Source organism: Aequorivita iocasae, assembly GCF_016757735.1.
GTDB classification, from domain to species: domain Bacteria; phylum Bacteroidota; class Bacteroidia; order Flavobacteriales; family Flavobacteriaceae; genus Aequorivita; species Aequorivita iocasae.
This window is the reverse complement of sequence record NZ_CP068439.1, coordinates 3,151,609-3,169,365: the sequence shown is the minus strand read 5'-3', so window position 1 is coordinate 3,169,365 and position 17,757 is coordinate 3,151,609. Positions and strand designations below refer to the sequence as shown.

At 47.5% G+C, this 17,757-nt stretch carries 5 protein-coding genes; all 5 read right to left on the bottom strand.

All coding sequences use genetic code 11. From position 1 onward, the window contains the following. Positions 1-57: 57 nt before the first annotated feature. The 5 genes from JK629_RS14520 to JK629_RS14500 all read right to left on the bottom strand — a co-directional run bounded on the left by JK629_RS14520 (position 58) and on the right by JK629_RS14500 (position 17,753). The gene (locus tag JK629_RS14520; protein ID WP_202336323.1) at positions 58-741 is read right to left on the bottom strand and encodes a hypothetical protein; all 684 of its coding nucleotides are present in this window, start codon (positions 739-741) and stop codon (positions 58-60) included. Positions 742-761: 20 nt separating this feature from the next. Then, positions 762-10,502 (bottom strand): RHS repeat-associated core domain-containing protein, encoded by a 9,741-nt coding sequence (locus tag JK629_RS14515; protein ID WP_202336322.1) that lies wholly within the window; start codon positions 10,500-10,502, stop codon positions 762-764. 2 nt (positions 10,503-10,504) lie between these two features. Continuing rightward, positions 10,505-11,227 carry a hypothetical protein gene (locus JK629_RS14510; protein WP_202336321.1) on the bottom strand — a complete coding sequence of 241 codons (723 nt, stop codon included), beginning with the start codon at positions 11,225-11,227 and terminating at the stop codon, positions 10,505-10,507. Next, complete coding sequence (locus JK629_RS14505; RefSeq protein ID WP_202336320.1) at positions 11,224-11,697, bottom strand: hypothetical protein; 474 nt, start codon at positions 11,695-11,697, stop codon at positions 11,224-11,226. Before JK629_RS14505 ends, JK629_RS14510 begins: the two co-directional genes overlap by 4 nt. Before the next feature lie 110 nt (positions 11,698-11,807). Continuing rightward, positions 11,808-17,753 carry a hypothetical protein gene (locus tag JK629_RS14500; RefSeq protein WP_202336319.1) on the bottom strand — a complete coding sequence of 1,982 codons (5,946 nt, stop codon included), beginning with the start codon at positions 17,751-17,753 and terminating at the stop codon, positions 11,808-11,810. Positions 17,754-17,757: the final 4 nt, after the last annotated feature.

Below are 17,757 nucleotides of genomic sequence, written 5' to 3'. Positions count from 1 at the left end.
TTCATCTGAAGATTTAATAATACGTCTCAAATATTAATTAACTATATGGTCACTATTTTATTCTCCTTTATTTGAGTAAATTACTACTGGTAAGTCTGAGAAATAAAAACCTGTTAAACCGCTATTTATTAACACTTCTTTTAAACCTTCTGAAAAATAAAATCTTAAGTTAAAATGACCTATTCGAAAAACGTCATAATCAAAAGCAGTATTAAAATAATACTCGCCATTTTTTGTTAATATTGAATACTTTATACTTCCTGCATATTCTCGATCTAATTCAATCAAGTCATTACGATTATTTTTATTGATTTCAACTGAGGTTTGGATTGCATTATCTTTAAATAAAGACTTTTTTTGGATTACAAATTTGGTTTTATCATAATCAATAAAATGAGTTAAATCCGAATTGAAAAACATGAAAAAATATTCTTGGACATCAGTCTTGTTTAAAAAATTTACTGGAACAAATTGAATGTCTTTTAGTTTATATTTTTCAACAATAGCCTTAAATTTTTTGTTCACCATAATTCCTTTTAATGACAAATTACCTAAGGATATTACATCCGTAATAATTGCATTTTCTTCAATAACTGCTTCTATTTTCGAAATGTTGACTGGTTTATATAGGTTTTTATGTGGTAACGTTTCATATGAATCATTCACTAAGTATGATTGGCTTCCTTCTAAATTTCCAACTTTGTCAACATCTGTCTCATTAAAAAAACTAAAAAAGTTCATCTTATTAACTAATTCTTTAATTATTCCTTTTTAGCAGCTCCTTTTACTGCTTTCACAACATCTTTGAATTGAGTATTTAGGTTCTCTTTTGAGGATTTATAAATATCATAAGCCTCATCAATGGCCTCATTTAATTCTGGAATTAAGGTTTTTTCTATATATTTTTCCAGATTTTTTGAACCATTCTTTTCGATATAAACATTAATTTGTTCACTGACATAATCCGTATATGCAGGGTGATTATAGTGGAAGCCAGCAGGTAGGTCTTTTCCGTTTAGTGCTTGGTTTATGTCCCAACCATTTTCTACTAATTCTTTAAATGCTTTATTTTCTTTTATTAAAGCTAACGGCAATATGTGGTGTGCGTGGTTCTCAACAACTTTACCAGCTTCTTTCATATTTTTCTTTAAAACTCTGCTTGCTCCTTTGCGTAACTTGTCATATAGTTTGACAGCACTTACGGCGACTTTTGAATTTTTTGTTATAATGGTTGCTCCTTTTGCAAATTTTGATCCCGGAATGACACCAAGCACTGCCCACAAACCAGCTTCTGATCTATTATACTCTAAGCCATCAAAATCTCCTCCATAAACAAGACCAAAAATATCTTCAATAGGAGTAAGGTATCTAAAGAAAGGTTTGGCGACTGTGGCGCGAGCATTCATTATATCTAAATACTCTTCTTTACTAATTGCATCAATTCTACTTTGATCCATTAGTCTAATGTTAAGGTCTTGAGAAGGCAAATCCAACTTCACATCTTCCTTACCCTCAAGTTCAATCCTATTTATTACTTTATTTCCTGAAAAAGAATATGGAGAGTAATGGGGATAATTATGCGTCAATGGGTCAATGGCAAAGAACCTTCCGACCCTCGGGTCGTGCATTCTGTATTTGTAGTTGATAGAGTTCCCCTCCCCCTTGATCTCGTCGTCCATTTCCTGTCCCTGGAACCCGTATCGGTAGTCCGAGGTATTCGCGTGCCTTCCGGGCATTAGCATCCCGAAGGGGTAGTAATCATTGTACGCTTTTACGTCGGGGCTGAAGAACTGTAGCGTTCCCAGTGCCACGGTTGGTATCTTCTTGTCTGAGACCACGGCGAGCACGTTGCCCAGGTGGTTGGCGAGCTCGAAGCGCTTGTCGCCCACGGTCTTCCGTAGCAGGTCGGTGGCCGGGGGAAGGTTGGCAGTGCTGAATATGGTCTGGTCCTTCTGCTCCATGCCGAGCCTTGCGCTGCCGTAGATGTGGTGCTCGGAGAGCGCTATCCCCCCGGACACGGCGTCGTTATGTGTGAGCTCGGCATCGTATACCGCCATCACGTTGCCCTGTGCGTCCCTGATATAGTAGGTGCCCCTCTCGGTGGGGTCCGCGGTGACGGTCGTCTTCTTGGCGACCCTGTTGCCCAGCCCGTCGTACTCGAACCTTGTGAGCTGGACGATCCTGGCGCCCGTAGGCGGGCTTACATCCTTTGACACCTCCTTCACCTTTCCGTCGTTGCGCCAGGCGATGTCCAGTTTCTCGGTGCGGTCCTTGACCAGCTGCCCGGTCCTGTCGTAGACATAGTTGTGCGTGGCGGGGTTGTTCACGTTGTAGGTCCCCGGCACCTGGCTGTCCTGGTCCTTGAGGTCGGTCCCGTAGTCGATGAGCTCGGCGATGCCCCTGTTGGCATCGTTGACCATGGTGAGCTGGTTGTTGTGGGGCCTGTAGTTGTAGGAGAGGTCGTCCATGACCACGGGCTGTCCCCCGTTGATGGCGGGGTTGGTGTTCAGTACCCTGCGCACGAGGCTGTCCAGGTTCCCGTTCCTGTCGTAGCTGTAGCTGGTGCCGTAGCTCTCCCTTATGGCGGCGGGCGTAATGGAGGAGGATTCCATGGCCTTTATCCGGTTCAGTTGGTCGTAGCCGTAGCGGTTGGACTGTAGGGGCTTGAGCAGGGTGTGGGACTCCCTGAGCGCGGTGGCCATCTGCTTGATGTTTCCGTTGTATAGATCTTTCGTACTGGCGGGCACGGCCGGGTCGGTGGATACGGACAGCGCCAGGTAGGAGGCCGGGTGCGCCGCGGTGTAGTCGCCGTCATAGTATGCCAGGGAGTAGCCCATCGCGTCCTTGGCGGTGGGGACGGTGCCGTCCTTGCCCGGGTCGTTGGCCACGAACCTGAGGTCCTCGGCGTTCACGCTCTTGAGCCACCCCTGGAGGGTGTAGACGTAGTCGAGCCCCTGTACCTTTTTGTCCCCGATCTGGGCGCGTGCCAGGGGCCCGTGGGCATAGTAGTCGTACTGCGCCTCGTTCTCCCATATCAGCCCGCTGGAGGAGGTCTGTGCCGTGACGATCCTGTTGTCGGCGTCATAGGAGTAGCGGTGGAAGAACTGGTCGGGCTTGCCCTCCTGGTAGGCGACCCGCTCGACGTTGCCGCTGATAAGGTCGTACTGGTACCTTATCCGCTTTACGTGCAGCTCGTCCGCGTTGGGAAAGTACAGTTCCGGAATATAATGGATGAGCTCGCGCACGTTCCCGTGGGCGTCATAGCTGTAGAAGGTGCCGTGGTCGAACTCGTTGCTGGTCGCCGTTCCGGCGGAGTCCCCGACGATGTCGCTATAGTACAGGATCCCGGTGACCCTGTTCCTGGCGTTGTGGGCGGAGAAGTCCCCGAACAGGGCATCGGAGTACTCCGGGGGGTTGGAAATGCCCGTGATGGACCTGGGGAGCTCCACCTTGCCGTCGTAATAGGTCCTTGTGATCTCCGAGCGGGAGCCGTGCACGAAGTTGAAGCCGTTCACGGGCCCTGGGGCCCCGCTATAGCCAATCAGCCTTCCCTCCTCCGATATCTCGTAGAGGTCCACGTCGGCCCTGAACTCCCCGGCCTCGCGGATGCGCCCCAGGCCGTCGTAGGTTGTATAGCTGAAGAACTCTTTCTTCTCGTCGCCGTTGTACTGGACCAGCCGTATGTCGAATATCTTGTTGCCGTTGTTCCTGAGGCCAAAATCGGCGATCATGGGAAGTGTGGGGTTGCTCTCGGCCACGGTCTTCAGGAGCTCGGAGTTCCTGTAGAAGTTTATCTGCCCGTCGAGGCGCTCCACCTTGAGGATGTCCCCCTCGGAGTAGAGGTCGGAGACCCCTGGGATCAGCGGGAGGCTGGTGCCCTGCTGGTACACGGCGACCCTGTCGGCGCCCAGCGCGCTATAGGTATAGATGCCGTACTTGACCCTGTTGAGCACCGAGGGCTCTATGCCGATCGCGGCACTGTAGCTGAGCCCGAGGATGACATCGTTGCTCTCGCCCTGGTCCCCCAGGACCATCCTGGAGACATAGCCGTCGCCCGAGATCTTTTCGATGCTCTTGCCTCCGGCGCCGCTCCACCCTGTGTTCATCTTAACCAGTGTGCCGGCCGGGTCCTCATGTACGTTGGGCTCGAGCACATAGGTCAGGTAGGGGAAGGGGATCCCCTCGTCGGTGTTCTGCCGCTCGTCCTGGGAGGCTATGATCCTGCCCAGCTCGTCATAGGCGAACCAGCTGCGCCCCCCGTCGGGGGTCTGCTGCCAGATGAGCTGGTTCAAAGAATTGTACTTGTAAGTCGTTTTTAGCTTGTGGGCGGGCAGGAGCTCCGGGGCCTCGCCGGGCCCCTGCTGCTGCGCACGGAAGGCGTCAATGGCGTCGTTGGTGGCCTGGTCGTTGATGTCCAGGCGGTCGGCCCCCTCGGGGGACACCGTCTGGGCCAGGTTGCCGGCCTGGTCGTAGTAGTAGAGGGTGTACTGGTACTCCTTGTCGGCATAGGACATGTCCAGGGTCTCGATGACGCCCGAAATCGCGGAGTCGATGTACCCCTCGCGGAACTCCTCCACCAGCTGGCCCAGATAGTTGTTGTAGGCCTCCTCCTCATAGGTGTCCGAGATGCTCAGCAGCTGCTCCAGGCAGCCGTCGTTCGGGTCAACCGTATACTCCCCGGGGAGCAACGGAGCGGGCGGGCAGATAAAACGGGTTGAGAGATAAATGTCATTAACATAATCTTTCCAGGTATGGGTATGAAATTCAGGAGAATTACGATAGGCATTAATAACAGCAACAATATCATTATATCCATAATTTAGATCAGTATCACCGAACTCAGCAATAGATAAGAAATGATTATTATCAGTATTCAGAATGTTTAGAATATTATTATATTCTATATACGAATCCACTAAATATGCATAATTGAATTTGCAAAAATTTTCTAAGGTTAAGGTTGGAGGGAGTGTATAACCAACAATTCTTGTGGAATTACTTGTTCCTGATTCTAATGCTAAAAAATTGATAAAATTATCGTATTCAATAGTACAACTAACAGGTGGAACTGTTTGAGGTATACATGTCTCACAGGGTGGTTGAATACTCCGAGTTAATAGAGCTATACTGTACATTTTTGAAGGATCTGCTACTGGTTCGTGGTCAATCTGAATCATTGTTGCACCTGGATCGTTATAATAGTATCCATTCAGATTATCACTAGTAAGCATTATAGTTGCGGACATAGCTACTGTTCCTCCATCTTCAAATATGAGTTCGGGATGATCATGCCATTCCACGTTAGATCCTCCTCTATTTTGAAGAGATAGCCCAACTCCTAGATTAGGATCAGTTATCCATTGTGCTGATCCATTTAATACCATGGATTTTTGAAGATCTGTGGAGACGGGATTTCCGACCCCTTCGTCCATCTCAAAATTTCTCGTTGTCCCATTTATATTATAATTTAAATTAAAAATTTTATAATCAGCATTATAGGAGCCAAAGTTTAACCATTTTAATCTGTTTTTTGGAGGATAGTGGGTATTATTAGCATCACTACACGTATCATAGGTATCAAATCGTAAATTTTCATTATCAAATGAATATTCTACATTATTAATAATAATCGTTGGATTATATCCTGAAGGATCTCTAATAAAACCTTGATCAAAATCAACACTGAAATTAAATTCAATTGGTTGATTTTTATTAAAATTTACTTTAGGAGTAAAATAGACATAGTTAAACCAACTTCTAGTGCCTCCATTTGGTAAAGCACAAAATCGATTATTTTGTTTATAAAAAGTAAAATATAATTCAAAAGGAATTCCATCACAGCAGGAGTAAGGCAGTCCGGGTGTAAAGTTTGCCTGCATCTCTTTTAGTGCGCCGTTGGTATCGGTATGGTACAGTGTCACGGAGTCCGAGGATGTGGACGTCTGGTCGAAGTGGAAGGTCTCGAAGTTTGCGATGGAGGCCCCGGCCAGGTCGGCCGCTGTTATCAGTACCACTGGGTTTGGGGCTGAGTCTATCGTATAGGTGTCGGTCCCGTTGAAGGTCCAGGTTGTGGAGCCGGCGCTGTCGTCGTCCAGGAACTCTGGCAGGAAGCTCTGTCCGTACTCGCCCCCCGGCAGGTTGGCCAGCACATATCCGGAGGTATTGTTCAGCTGCCCCGCGTCCCTAAGTGCGTTGAGCAGCGCGATGAAGTCGCGGTTGAACCTTGCCTGTCTGGTACAGCCGTACTCGCTGTCCGGGTCGCTCATCTGCTCGTCGAGCACCTCTCCCAGTCCGTCATCAAAGGTCCCGCACTCCCCGATTGGGGCGATGGTGGTTCCGCTGAACACCGCCTCCTGAAAGCCGTTTGCCCCCGTCTGGAGCTGGGCCACGAACTGGAAGCTGAAGCGCTGTGTAATTTCGTCATAGCTTTGGTAGAACATCTGCGAGGTTCCCAGGATCCTCCACTGGCTTCCCGTGGGGGCGATGCCCGTGGTGTAGTCGGACCAGCTGTAGGCGCCCGCATCGATAATGATGGTGTCGTCGAGAAGGACGTCCTCGGTGATGTCTATGTTCAGGACACTTGCGCCGCTGCCCACCGCGCCCGTAAAGGAGATGGATGCGGGAGGGGGGTCGATGGTTCCCCCCAGGGCGGTAAAGAGGTCCGGGGAGAGGTAGTTGCCGGCATCCCTGGTGCCCACGGGGGGCAGGAAGGTCCCGGCCCCGCCGGTCTCGGTGAGGTACCCCTTGAGGAACGCGTCAAGGTCTGCCAGCAGCGGGCAGTTCCCGGTGAGGATCCAGTTAATGTAATCATTGTCCCCCTCCATGTCCTCGATGGCGTCGCCGGGGTCCATCCCGGAGTCGTACTGTAGGTCGATGGGTATAAATCGCTTTGTCTTTTCGGCATAGGCCCCCGCGCCCGCCTGGTCGCAGAACTGGGGGACGTCGTCCTCCACGTCCGCGATATGGTCCGCGATATCGTCCAGTATGGTTCCCTCGTAGGCGGCGAGCACATTGGTGATGGATGTGCTCTCGTCCCCGCCGATGCATCCGTTGTAGCAGCCCTCCTCCTTGGCGTAGATGTTCAGGAAGACGTACTTGATCTTTTCCTTGAGGCTTATATAGGCGGTGACGTAGTTGTTCCAGATCTTCTGCTTTTGTTCCTCGGTAAGGGTAGAACTGGCCGGGTTCATATCGGAGACCACATCGTTCAGGGTAATTGGTGACGATGGGTTTTCACATTCGGATATGCCGTTGCACATCGATATCTTATAGGCATATACCAATAGTTCGTCATCCTCAAAGCTTTCATAGTGGACGGTGAGGGCATCATTGATTATGCCGTTTCTATAATCCTTTAGGGAAGTTCCGGATTCATTGATCAGTGCCGTATTGAAGTAGGGATCCCTTAAACGGATCGTGTTTGTGAGCAGTTCCTTGTTGGTTTGGGTAATATCGTTTTCGGGAATGTCATCGGCGATATAGGAGAGGGACCTGAGGTATGCGTCGAAGGCGTCGGGGTCCATGTCCTCCCCATAGACATCCACGCTGATCGCGCACAGTGCCTGGGAATATTCCAGGTAGCAGATCTCCGGGTGGTACAGGAGCAGGGAACTGGCCCAGCTGGGCTGCCAGGCCGCCAGGAAGTCGCCGATGTTTACCAGGTCCTGCGGGTAGGCGTACTCATAGGTGCTCCCGTCGGGGTTGGTCCCGGTGTAGGGCGTTATCGATATTTCGGGGGCGGGATTTCCATCGGCGTCCCTGACCACTATTATCTCGGAGCGCGTGCCGTACTCGTCGGCATAGGGCACGTTCGGGTCTGGGTGCCTCCAGTTGTTGCCGGATGTTATCCACGTGTTTCCGTCGTAACGGATCAGGGCGTTGTCCTCGTTGAACACGCTCAGGGGGTCGTCCGGGTCGGAGGTATTGCCGTACTGGCCCTCCTGTCCCAGGTCCTGGAGCAGGAAGGAGCCGTTGATGGCACAGGTGGATGCCACGCTGTCGGTGCAGGCGTCCTGGCAGGCCCCGATCAGGAGTTCCCATTCCCTTATGAATCGCCGTACCAATAGATCCAATTCCCCTCCGGGGTCCCTATCTATCAAGAGCTCGCCGTTAATATCCGTCGGGGAATCCGTAAAGTCAATGTCCCCGACATCCTCAATGGTACTGGAGGGAACAAATTCAACAAAGGTAGTATTGTTATAGAACGCTATCAAGGAACCCAATACATAGGTATCGCTCTCCCCCAGCTCATCGGCGCACTCCAAGCAGTCGGTGGGCAGGCAGATAAGGGTATCGACGCTTGGCGCGAAGAGGGAGGGATCGATGTAGCAGGCGCTCAGGGAGTCCTTTAGCTTCTGGAGGTAGTCCTGGGCGTAGAGGTCCAGTGCGGCCTCGTTTATGCGCAGGTCCTTGTGGACGGCATAGGTGCCCACGCCCAGCGGCCCGGAGGACAGGGGGTCGTCCCATCCGTACTCCAGAGGGATGTTCGTGCCGGCGGTGCTGGGGACACCGATGGTGTCGTTCACGGGCCCCGCCAGTTTGTTGCCGCAGTCGTCCCGCAGGTCGAAGGAAAGGTCGAGCACATAGGGGTACTGGAAGCCGTTGCAGGCGGTGAAGGAGTTGCCCAGGCCGGCGGTATAGTCAAACTCGAGGCTGGTCCCGCTGGAGGACACCGAGACCTGCCGTGCCACCCGGAGGCCGTCCTCGAGCGGTCCGTAGCGGCCGCTGCTGTACCTGTCGTTGTTGTCCAGGTCGGTATCGGTCTGGGTAGGGGGCACCTTGTTCAACAGGTCGACCGTCACGGTGCTATGGAGCCCCGAACCGGCGCCCTCGTCGTCGAGCCCCTCCAGGTTCGTGGGGGCGTCCCCGGCCAGGGCGGTCGCGATGGTCCTTCCCTGCGGGTCAAGGTAGCTGATGCTCACCTGTCCGTTGGGGTCGACGACCATGTTCTTCTTGTAGTGCTGCACGTTGCCCACCCTGTACCCGAAGAGCCTGTTGAGCTCCTCCTGTGTGGGCACGGTATAGAAGTATTCCATCTCGTGGCCCGTCCCGAGCTGGTGCGCGGGCCCCACGCCGCCCTTGCGGCGTATGCGCCCGGTATTGTCGGGGGTATATTCCACCTGGGAGAACGGGTAGAGCTGGGCATCGGGCACCAGGTCTCGCGTGGTGCCCGTGGCCGTGCCTATCGGCCCGTAATAACCGCTGGCCCCGGTGCCCGTGGACATCCCGTTGACCAGTACCTCACAGTCCGCACTGGGGTCCTCCCAATCGAAATCGAGGTGGGTATAGGCCGCATTGAGGGTATTGTTGTTGAAGTCGGGGTAGTACTTTATGGCATCGCTGTCCAGGACGGGCGCGGGCAGGGCCTCGATGGCGGGCCTCCCCTGGTTGTCGTAGACCACCTCGCCCACGATGGCGTGGGCGTCGCTGTTGATGCTGGTGACGGTCTGCCGGTTGCGCAGGGTGCCGTCGAAATAGCTGGCCACCTCCTTTTTCTTCCCGTCCTCGGCAAAGGAGGCCTGGAACTGCCAGTTCATTAGATTCTCGTGGGGGGCGACCGCGATATGGTCCCAGTCGCTTACATGGGCCTCGCTCCCGTCGCCGGAGGTCCAGTCGGTGTAGTAGTTCTGGGAGATGGCGGCCAGGTTCCTGTTGAGGGCACGGACCCGATAGACCAAGAAACCCGCGGAATAGATGGCGGGCACCTCGAAACTGGTGCCGCCCGTCGAGATCCTCGTGTTGTTGAGCTCGAACTCCCGCAGGGCCAGGGGCACCGCCGAGGCGGGGAGGGCCGGGTTCTGGGTATCGGGCGAATAGTTGTCGGCCCAGGTATACTCGAGCTCGTAGCCCAGGGCGCCCTCGACCGCGTCCCATTCGATCAGCACGCTCTTGGGGGCGCTGTTGCCCCCGCTGTCCCCGGTCATGGGAATGCTGGCGGTAAGGCCCGTGGGGGCGGCGGTGGGTATCCCATAGTACCTGTCGGTCACGAACCTGGCGGTAAGGGAGACGTTCGGGGGCGTGGCTGCGGGCGGGATCCCGCCCCCCGGCCTTGTGATGGTCCTGGAGACCACCCTTATCTTTGCCCCGTAGCTCCCCAAAATTTTATGGCCCGCCCTGTCGACGTAGTTGCCGCCGGCCGCAAGGGGGTTGTTCTCGATGTTGAGGGTCACGTTATAGGGAGTCCCGCCGGTCCCGTTGGCGTCCACCGGGACCACGTTAAGCACGATCTGGTAGGCGAGCCACTCGTAGGGGGCGGCGTCCGTGTCGAACTGCGCGGTTATGAGCACCAACGGGCCGACGTCGTGTGTGGGAAGCGCGATCTGGTCGTCGTCGTAGAGGTCGATCAACAGGGCGGGGGACCCCACCGCGGCATCGATCTGGACAGAGGTCTTGCCAACCTCCGTGGAGAACTCCTGCGAGCGGCAGGGCCACAGGCACAGCAAAAGGGCCAGCGAGAGGAGCGGGCGAAGGGGACGGGACTTCGGGAGGCGGGCGTTTTCCATATCTATTGGGTTTGATTGTACAGGTCGTATGAAGAGAGCTCTTTTGAAAGGGATATCTTTGAGGTCTTACTTAAATATTTTAACTTGTTAAAGACATCGGATTTTGGCATTTGGATATCCTGTGAAAAGCTAATTGCCATTTTGCCTTCTGTTGTTTTTTTGTTCCCAGCTGCCATCGAAGGATAGTTTACCCCTTGACGCATATAAAGTTCCTGTCGAATGATTGAATAATTTTTTGAATCAAGGATCATTGTCATTCGGGTATAGGGAATATTTGATTTTTCTTTAAATACCATTTCACAAATAATAATATTCTCTTTTTCGGAGATTTTAACCGTTTGGAAATAATCGACCAATGCAGTGATGTCGACGGGAGTTGTCATTTTTTTGTTGGGTACTTTTGAATATAGCACCGCTTTTTCCTGATGGTTTATTTTAAGAAAAATTTCATCTAAATAGATTATTTCCGTCGGGCCGATTTGGGTGTAGTAGTTACTTCCTTTTTTCTCAATTCTCCCGTTCATGGTTTCCGCTGCAATTTTGGGACTTTGGGGATCATAAAATTCATAGGTAACATTAAAGGAATAGTTATCGCGCTCTTTATAAAATTTTTCAGTTTTAAAGAATATCTCCTTAAACTCTGAGAGGTCTTCTTGTCCCCAACAAAGTCCTGAAGCAAAGGTTTGAAAAATTATTAAAACAAGTAGGAGCTTTTTAAACATCATTGAGGCGCATATAATTTAGAATTTCCTGATCTCGTTTCCTGTATCGTATAGATTCCACGTTCAGTTTCTTTTTTAACTCTGATAAGTCCACCTTCTTTGTCATATTCATATAATGTAGCGTAGTTATTTTCATCCAGCTCCGCCATAAGACGCTGGGTAACGGGATCGTAGACAAATGATTTTAGATTACCATTATAGGGAAAGATTCGAAAATCGTCAAAATAAGAGATACCATTCCCCCCATTAGCAGAAATGAGCTGTATTTGAATGCTCTCAGGTAACTGTTGAAGCTTAAATTCCCCGACAATTCGCTGCCAACCATCTATAATGGGGCCTGTGGGTAAAAATTCATATACCGTAGTTCCTGACGCACTAATATCGCTAAAAAGGATTTTCCCCGTATATGTTATAGGTTGGGGGGAAGTTTCATCTTTTACCCAGGCACTGAGAACATATTTTTCTCCAGGCAAAGGAGCGAAGGAGTTAGTGATACAATTCTGTGCGCTTAATTTACAGCAAAACAATAAAAAGAATAGCCAAATAAAATTTTTCATATATAAATTTATGATTAGTTAATTTATCAACATCTAGTGCAAATTTGAACAATAATTGGATTAGAACAATCTTCAGGTAAAGAACTTTCTGTTAACTCCACGTGGAAAGTATTATCAAAAACACCACTACTACAGTTAAAATCGAATTCTATTATTTGAGTAGAATTATTAAAAGAATCAAATATTAAACAATTTGCTCCTACCGGGGTTACACTAATTATTTCGAATTGTGTTGCAGGCGGTGGAGGGACCCCTAAATCAGCAAAAAATAGATTATATGTATAAACCCAATGTGGATCATCAACACCGTTAAAACCTAATCCAACTCCTATTTCACATTCATTTCCTCCACCTCCTGTACCGCAAGGATCAATAGTATGATCTATCTCAAGACAGTCCTCTATATAGGAAACATTCATAGTATTAGTTCCTTGGACTTTTAAACTATTTCTCCCTGTATGCGATGTAGATTCGACTATCTCTATACTATTATTTGTAGTATCATATAGGCTAAAATGTTCATTGTCATTCTGGCTACCATGATAATCATAGTCTTCAAAGCCATCAAACCCTATTTCCCTATATTGACTATTCGATGCTACTGCCGTAGGGAGGGTATAGTTATAACCGTATTGGGCGGCGGAATGTCTTCCCAATGCATCCATATTCTCAAGCTCCGCTCCATAAGGACTATATTGGGAGACTTCATTGGCAAAAGTCCAAGGGTTTTCAGAACTATAGGTGGTAATATCTATTTGCCATCCTTCCGTGTCATCCAGTATATAAAAGGGGCTGAATTGCCCAAAGAACCCTTCATATCTTGGTGAGGAGGAATTCGTGACATTGGAGACCCTGCTAGTAAGATATGCATAGGAACGTTTGGCGCGCCATTCACCTATTACATTATACAGATATGGGTTGAATCCATAATCAAAAGGTTCGATTAAATCGGTAACCTCATAATCCGTGAATGCGAATTTTTCGGTAAGAGCAACGGGGAAGCCGGGAAGACCATTTTCCCATTGCGGAAGCCACACCTCTTTATATAATACCGCACTTGCATTTACTATTCTGTGATCAGTTCCTTGTCCATTTGTATACAAATACGTTAACTCATCGATATTGTTATAGCTTCCAACGCCGTCAATGTCAATTGGGTTTATCATGCTGGTGACGGAGCCCATGGAGGCCATCTGTTGATTTCTGTAACCAGACCGGACTATTTTGAAATTCAGATCGATTTCCTCACACCCATCGTTGAGCAATACGCCATCCTTATCCATAAGTACCACGTTATTTTCTAGTATCTTTACAACCCAAAAATGCCCCTCAGGTGTTTGAATCTCATCACCGAGTGCAAATATTTCTTTGAGATCGACTCCCTCTATGTCAAAATCATGCTGATTAATGCTCTTGCTCAATATACCTTGGATCCCTAAATTTTTTGAGGCCATATCCATTCCCTTATAGTACCAATGGGTAGGGTAGGTAAAATTGAAATAGTGGTCATCATATTCATTAACTGTCTCTGTTAATATCACTTGGCCCGTATGCGCATCCCAGGCAACATTTTTGGTAGAAACCCGTGATCCGACATCGTAGGCAATTTTTTCTTTCAAGATCGCAGATCTGTGAACTACCTTAGTTGAAGATGCCGTTCGAAGTTTGGTCTCGTGATAGGCGTAATCCGGGATAGGCATCGGTATTACTATTGGTATAATAAATATTACAAAACCGGCCACATTAAAGTCAAAACCAAAAGTGGTAGATTCTGAATAGTTCTCCCTAAAATCATTATAGACATCATAAGTTAGTCCTACCTGATTCTGGGTAACTACTCCTTCCTTGTCAATTGTTGTCACTTCGCTCGAAAGTCCTCCCTCACCAGTGGTATTATAGATGTAATCCACTCCAGAGATAAATGCCTCCTGACCTTCGGGGTATACGCGCTGGGACTTTTCTCTTCCATTCATGTCGTTGGTCTCGACAACAAAACCCTGTGAAAAAGTCAAATGATTTCTCACTGAGATATTTAAAATACTTGCCAGTTTCCCCGGCGGATCAAATTGGGAGGTTATTTCTGTATGGTTGGTCTTTGTCGGAAAATCTTTCGTCGTATAAAACTCTGTGACTACCTTTCCGGTCGCATGCTTGGTCAATAAAACATCGCCATCTCTTCGTTCAAGATTCTTAACAGAAACCCTACTATAGGTAACAGTAGCCGCTGGGAAAAATGATTCCCCCAAAGGTCTTTCCGTATAATTTGACTCTTGTGGGGCAACTAACTGATCCTTTTTTGATCCTTTATTGTCATAAAACGGTTCCACGAACGGATTTTCCTTACTTCCGTTCGGCTCGAAGGCAGCAACGCCGCTTGATGTACTTTCTTCATCCGCTAAGGTATAGCTATACTCTTGTCCATAAAATTGTTTATATAAAGGGTTTTCATCATTTGAGGGGTCTTGATCCATAAGTGCCCAATTGTCGTGAAGCTGTATCTTTTTAACCCTTGATCCTCCACCATATTTTCTGCCATTAGGGTTTTCAAGTCTGATCCAAGATTTGGCCAACTTAATGTTTCGGGCACATTGCTTTTCCTGTAATTTTATATTAGGTCCAGTAAAAATTTCGAATACGGCACCAATACTTGATACTAGGTCATTGACTATCGGTCCGAAATCATCATTTGTATTATCTCCGCTTATGCTATAAACAACCCGATTGAGATAACTTCGACCAAAATACCAGCCAGCTTTGGTTATTGGGTTTACATCACCTCCGCCGGAAACCCAACCGCCCTCTGCTTCCAACATACGTAAGGGAATGGAAACGTACGTTCCACTTCCATCGGAGACAACGGGAAAATCAGCTCCATCCACACCATCACTACCTCCTTCAATTTCAAAGTAGCCTTCTACAAAATCATACTTAGTTGACGTATTCTTTACCATATTCAACAAGGCTCTAAAATATATGGGTTTTTCTGCATTCTCCTTTAAATAGTCATTCACGAACCTGTAACCGTTATATCCCGCCATTTCATCTTCACTAATTTTTATGTTCATATATTCTTTGTGATTTCCTCCAGTGTATAGTATATCATCACTATCCTTGGGATTTGGAGGTCCATTCTCGCCATCAGTAAATCCGTGTATTTTAAACATCTGCATAGCCTTTCGATCCTGTACAAATTGATAATCATCTGATTCGGTCTCAATTTCCATTTTGCCTCCTGAAGGTAGATCTATGGAACTTAAAGTCCAGGCAGCGGTATTTATATCGGCGGTTGTTTTATCCTGCTCTACAAATGAAAATTCCGAAGTTGTAAGAGGGCTGTTTATAGTACAATCCGTAGCTAAATTTTCTTTATAGTTACCCCAAATGTCATAACCTTTAATGTTATAATCAGGATTGAAAGTGTCATAATTAAATCGATAAGGCGTATACCTTCCCATATTTGATCCTCTATATGTAAAGAACAATTCCTTAAGTGTCAATTTACCACCCTCGTTGCTCAATTCATTATCTGAGAAACCTCCACCGTTGTTGGGAATATCCTTACATAAATCATAATTATATATGAAATGTGTTGTCTTGATTGCCGCCGCCTGAAGCTCTTCGGGTGTGGGATCATCATTTGGGTCGCTGTTTTCCCAGGCTTCTTTTATTGGTGCAAACTCAGGTTGTGTAAAAAGATAAATTCTGTTAATTTTTTTCATGGCTTGATTGCCACCAGCCTCCTTACCATCCCTGCGATTGGATAGTTCAAAATATGCAACATGAGTTTTAGTTTCAATGGTACGGATATAGCGAAGTTCCTTAGTTCCCTGTATAATGCTTCCCTTCTGATCATTATTTACAGATTTCAAGCCTTCGTTATAATTGGCCATACCGCCTTGGTATGGGGTACGCCATTTATAAGAACTTAGATAATGTTCTGTATCACCACTCTCACCATAATTAAAAACAGTATAGGAGCCTAAATCATCAAATGAAGGACCATCCTGGGAAATGTCCTCATAATCTGAAGATAGTACGGAACTGAGCAGGTAGGTGTGGGCATAGGCAGGAGTTCTGATGATATTTTTAAATTCATCACTTTTCTCGGCATCGACCTGTCCGTTATTTGGTACCAACCCCGTCCCACAATCTCCCTCCGCCCCAGAAACATCCACCGTAATCTCATCTTTCGTCCAATTATAGGCAGTTGCCCCATAGATATAAGTAGCCCCATCCGGTTTTAGCACCTTTATACCCGCTGTATGATGTGGCTTAATCTGGGAACTAATCCGAGCCTCGACCATTGGATCATTTGCTGCCTCTGCATGGTTTACTTTTTGTATTGCACTGTTTCTTTTATCCCTGGTGTTCCTTTTTATTTTTCGGGGGATACTATAGGAATTATATTCATAGTTAGGGATCCCAGTTGAAGGTTCCTTTACGTCAAACTTTGGTAACAGAGTTCTATTATATTTATTTCCGCCAACAGAAAACCGCAGTGGGTTGTCGGCATGCACCATATCTTCGAATATTTCTGGCTGTGGATCCACATTGAGCTCCCCAACGGTTTTATAAAATACATTTTCGTAGGGAAGGGGGTTGTTATCGGTATTGCTTTCATTGAAAAGGTTTCGGGCATAATTACCATCTTCCCATCCTCCGGTATAGCTATAAGATGGGGATACCTTAACGTCGACACCAGCATGGACATTCCATACAACTCCCAACTCCAAGCCCACATTAAAACCATCACCAAAATCAGAAACCTTATTGTCCATTAGGTAACTTACTTGACCACGATGTGGCCGGAACATTCCCGATAGGCCCTGTCCTTGCATGGAATAAATATCATAAGTATGATTTGCTATAGGCAGTACAGTCGTATTTTTATTAAAGGATTTGTCGTTTTCTCTATTAAAATCAAGTACACTATTGCCTTTGTCTGCATATTCTGTAAAGTCATATCCGAATGAGGGAATATTCTTAATTTTCTCACTGTTCCTAATTTGTTGGTAAGAACCATATCCCATAATGTGTCCGTCGAGTTCAACACTTACAACTTCAACACCAATAGAGGCATTAAATGAAAAATTGCCGCTCACGGTTCCAGCTCGCTTTGTGGGAGTATAAATATTATTGTTATTGAAAGAAAGAACGCCGCTTGCGCCTCCTAATGAACTTGATCCGGTAGGGACTTTAAAGGACGGAAGAAAAAATAATCTTATATTGGCATACTCTGTTCTTTTTGCTGAAACAGATAAACTTAAATTTTCTAGTCCCCTTCTAGAATTTAAGCTTAAACCAACGCCCCCTGTGATTTCTGTTATATGTTGTTTAGTTTCATTATCTTTTTGGGCAGTAAAACTTACTGAAGGGGAAACAGTTGCACCCTCGGCTGTTGATGAAGAAACATTCATACCTACCTGAACATTATCACTAATCCCAAAAGATGCTCCAAATGATGGATGGAAGGTTATACCTTCATAATTGTTATATTGAACACCCATTCCCATTGACAACCCTAAATCTACCGGGAAACCTGCCAATGCTGCTCCAACACTAACGTTGGTGCCTACGGTTATGTTCTGTTTCATATCATTCTCATATACCATCATATCCCCATTAAAATCATCGGGAATTCCACGAACCTGTCTTGCGATCTGTCCCACGTTCAGGTTCCAGCCCAGTCCTACCCATGAGGACTCCTGATCCATCGTAACGCCCGAGTCATATGCAAGGTTTAGGGGATACCCCCCAACATCCATTATGGGAATGTTGTAATTAAAGTCACCCGAGGAAAGATTTACCATATCGGAGGTTCCGATAGGTGTAAATGCATTGAATTCCGGTTGGGAGGGGCCCCCGGTCAAAGCATATAGATTATTGGGTTGGACAATGGAGATTATCATCTGAACCGCCAAATAGCTGGCAACAATCTTCGAAATACGACTGGATCTTATTTTTTGTATCATAAAT

Excerpts from the sequence above, each read along its gene's own strand:
- JK629_RS14515 (WP_202336322.1), bottom strand. The coding sequence starts at position 10,502 with ATGGAAAACGCCCGCCTCCCGAAGTCCCGTCCCCTTCGCCCGCTCCTC.
- JK629_RS14510 (WP_202336321.1), bottom strand. The coding sequence starts at position 11,227 with ATGATGTTTAAAAAGCTCCTACTTGTTTTAATAATTTTTCAAACCTTT.
- JK629_RS14500 (WP_202336319.1), bottom strand. The coding sequence starts at position 17,753 with ATGATACAAAAAATAAGATCCAGTCGTATTTCGAAGATTGTTGCCAGC.
- JK629_RS14520 (WP_202336323.1), bottom strand. The coding sequence starts at position 741 with ATGAACTTTTTTAGTTTTTTTAATGAGACAGATGTTGACAAAGTTGGA.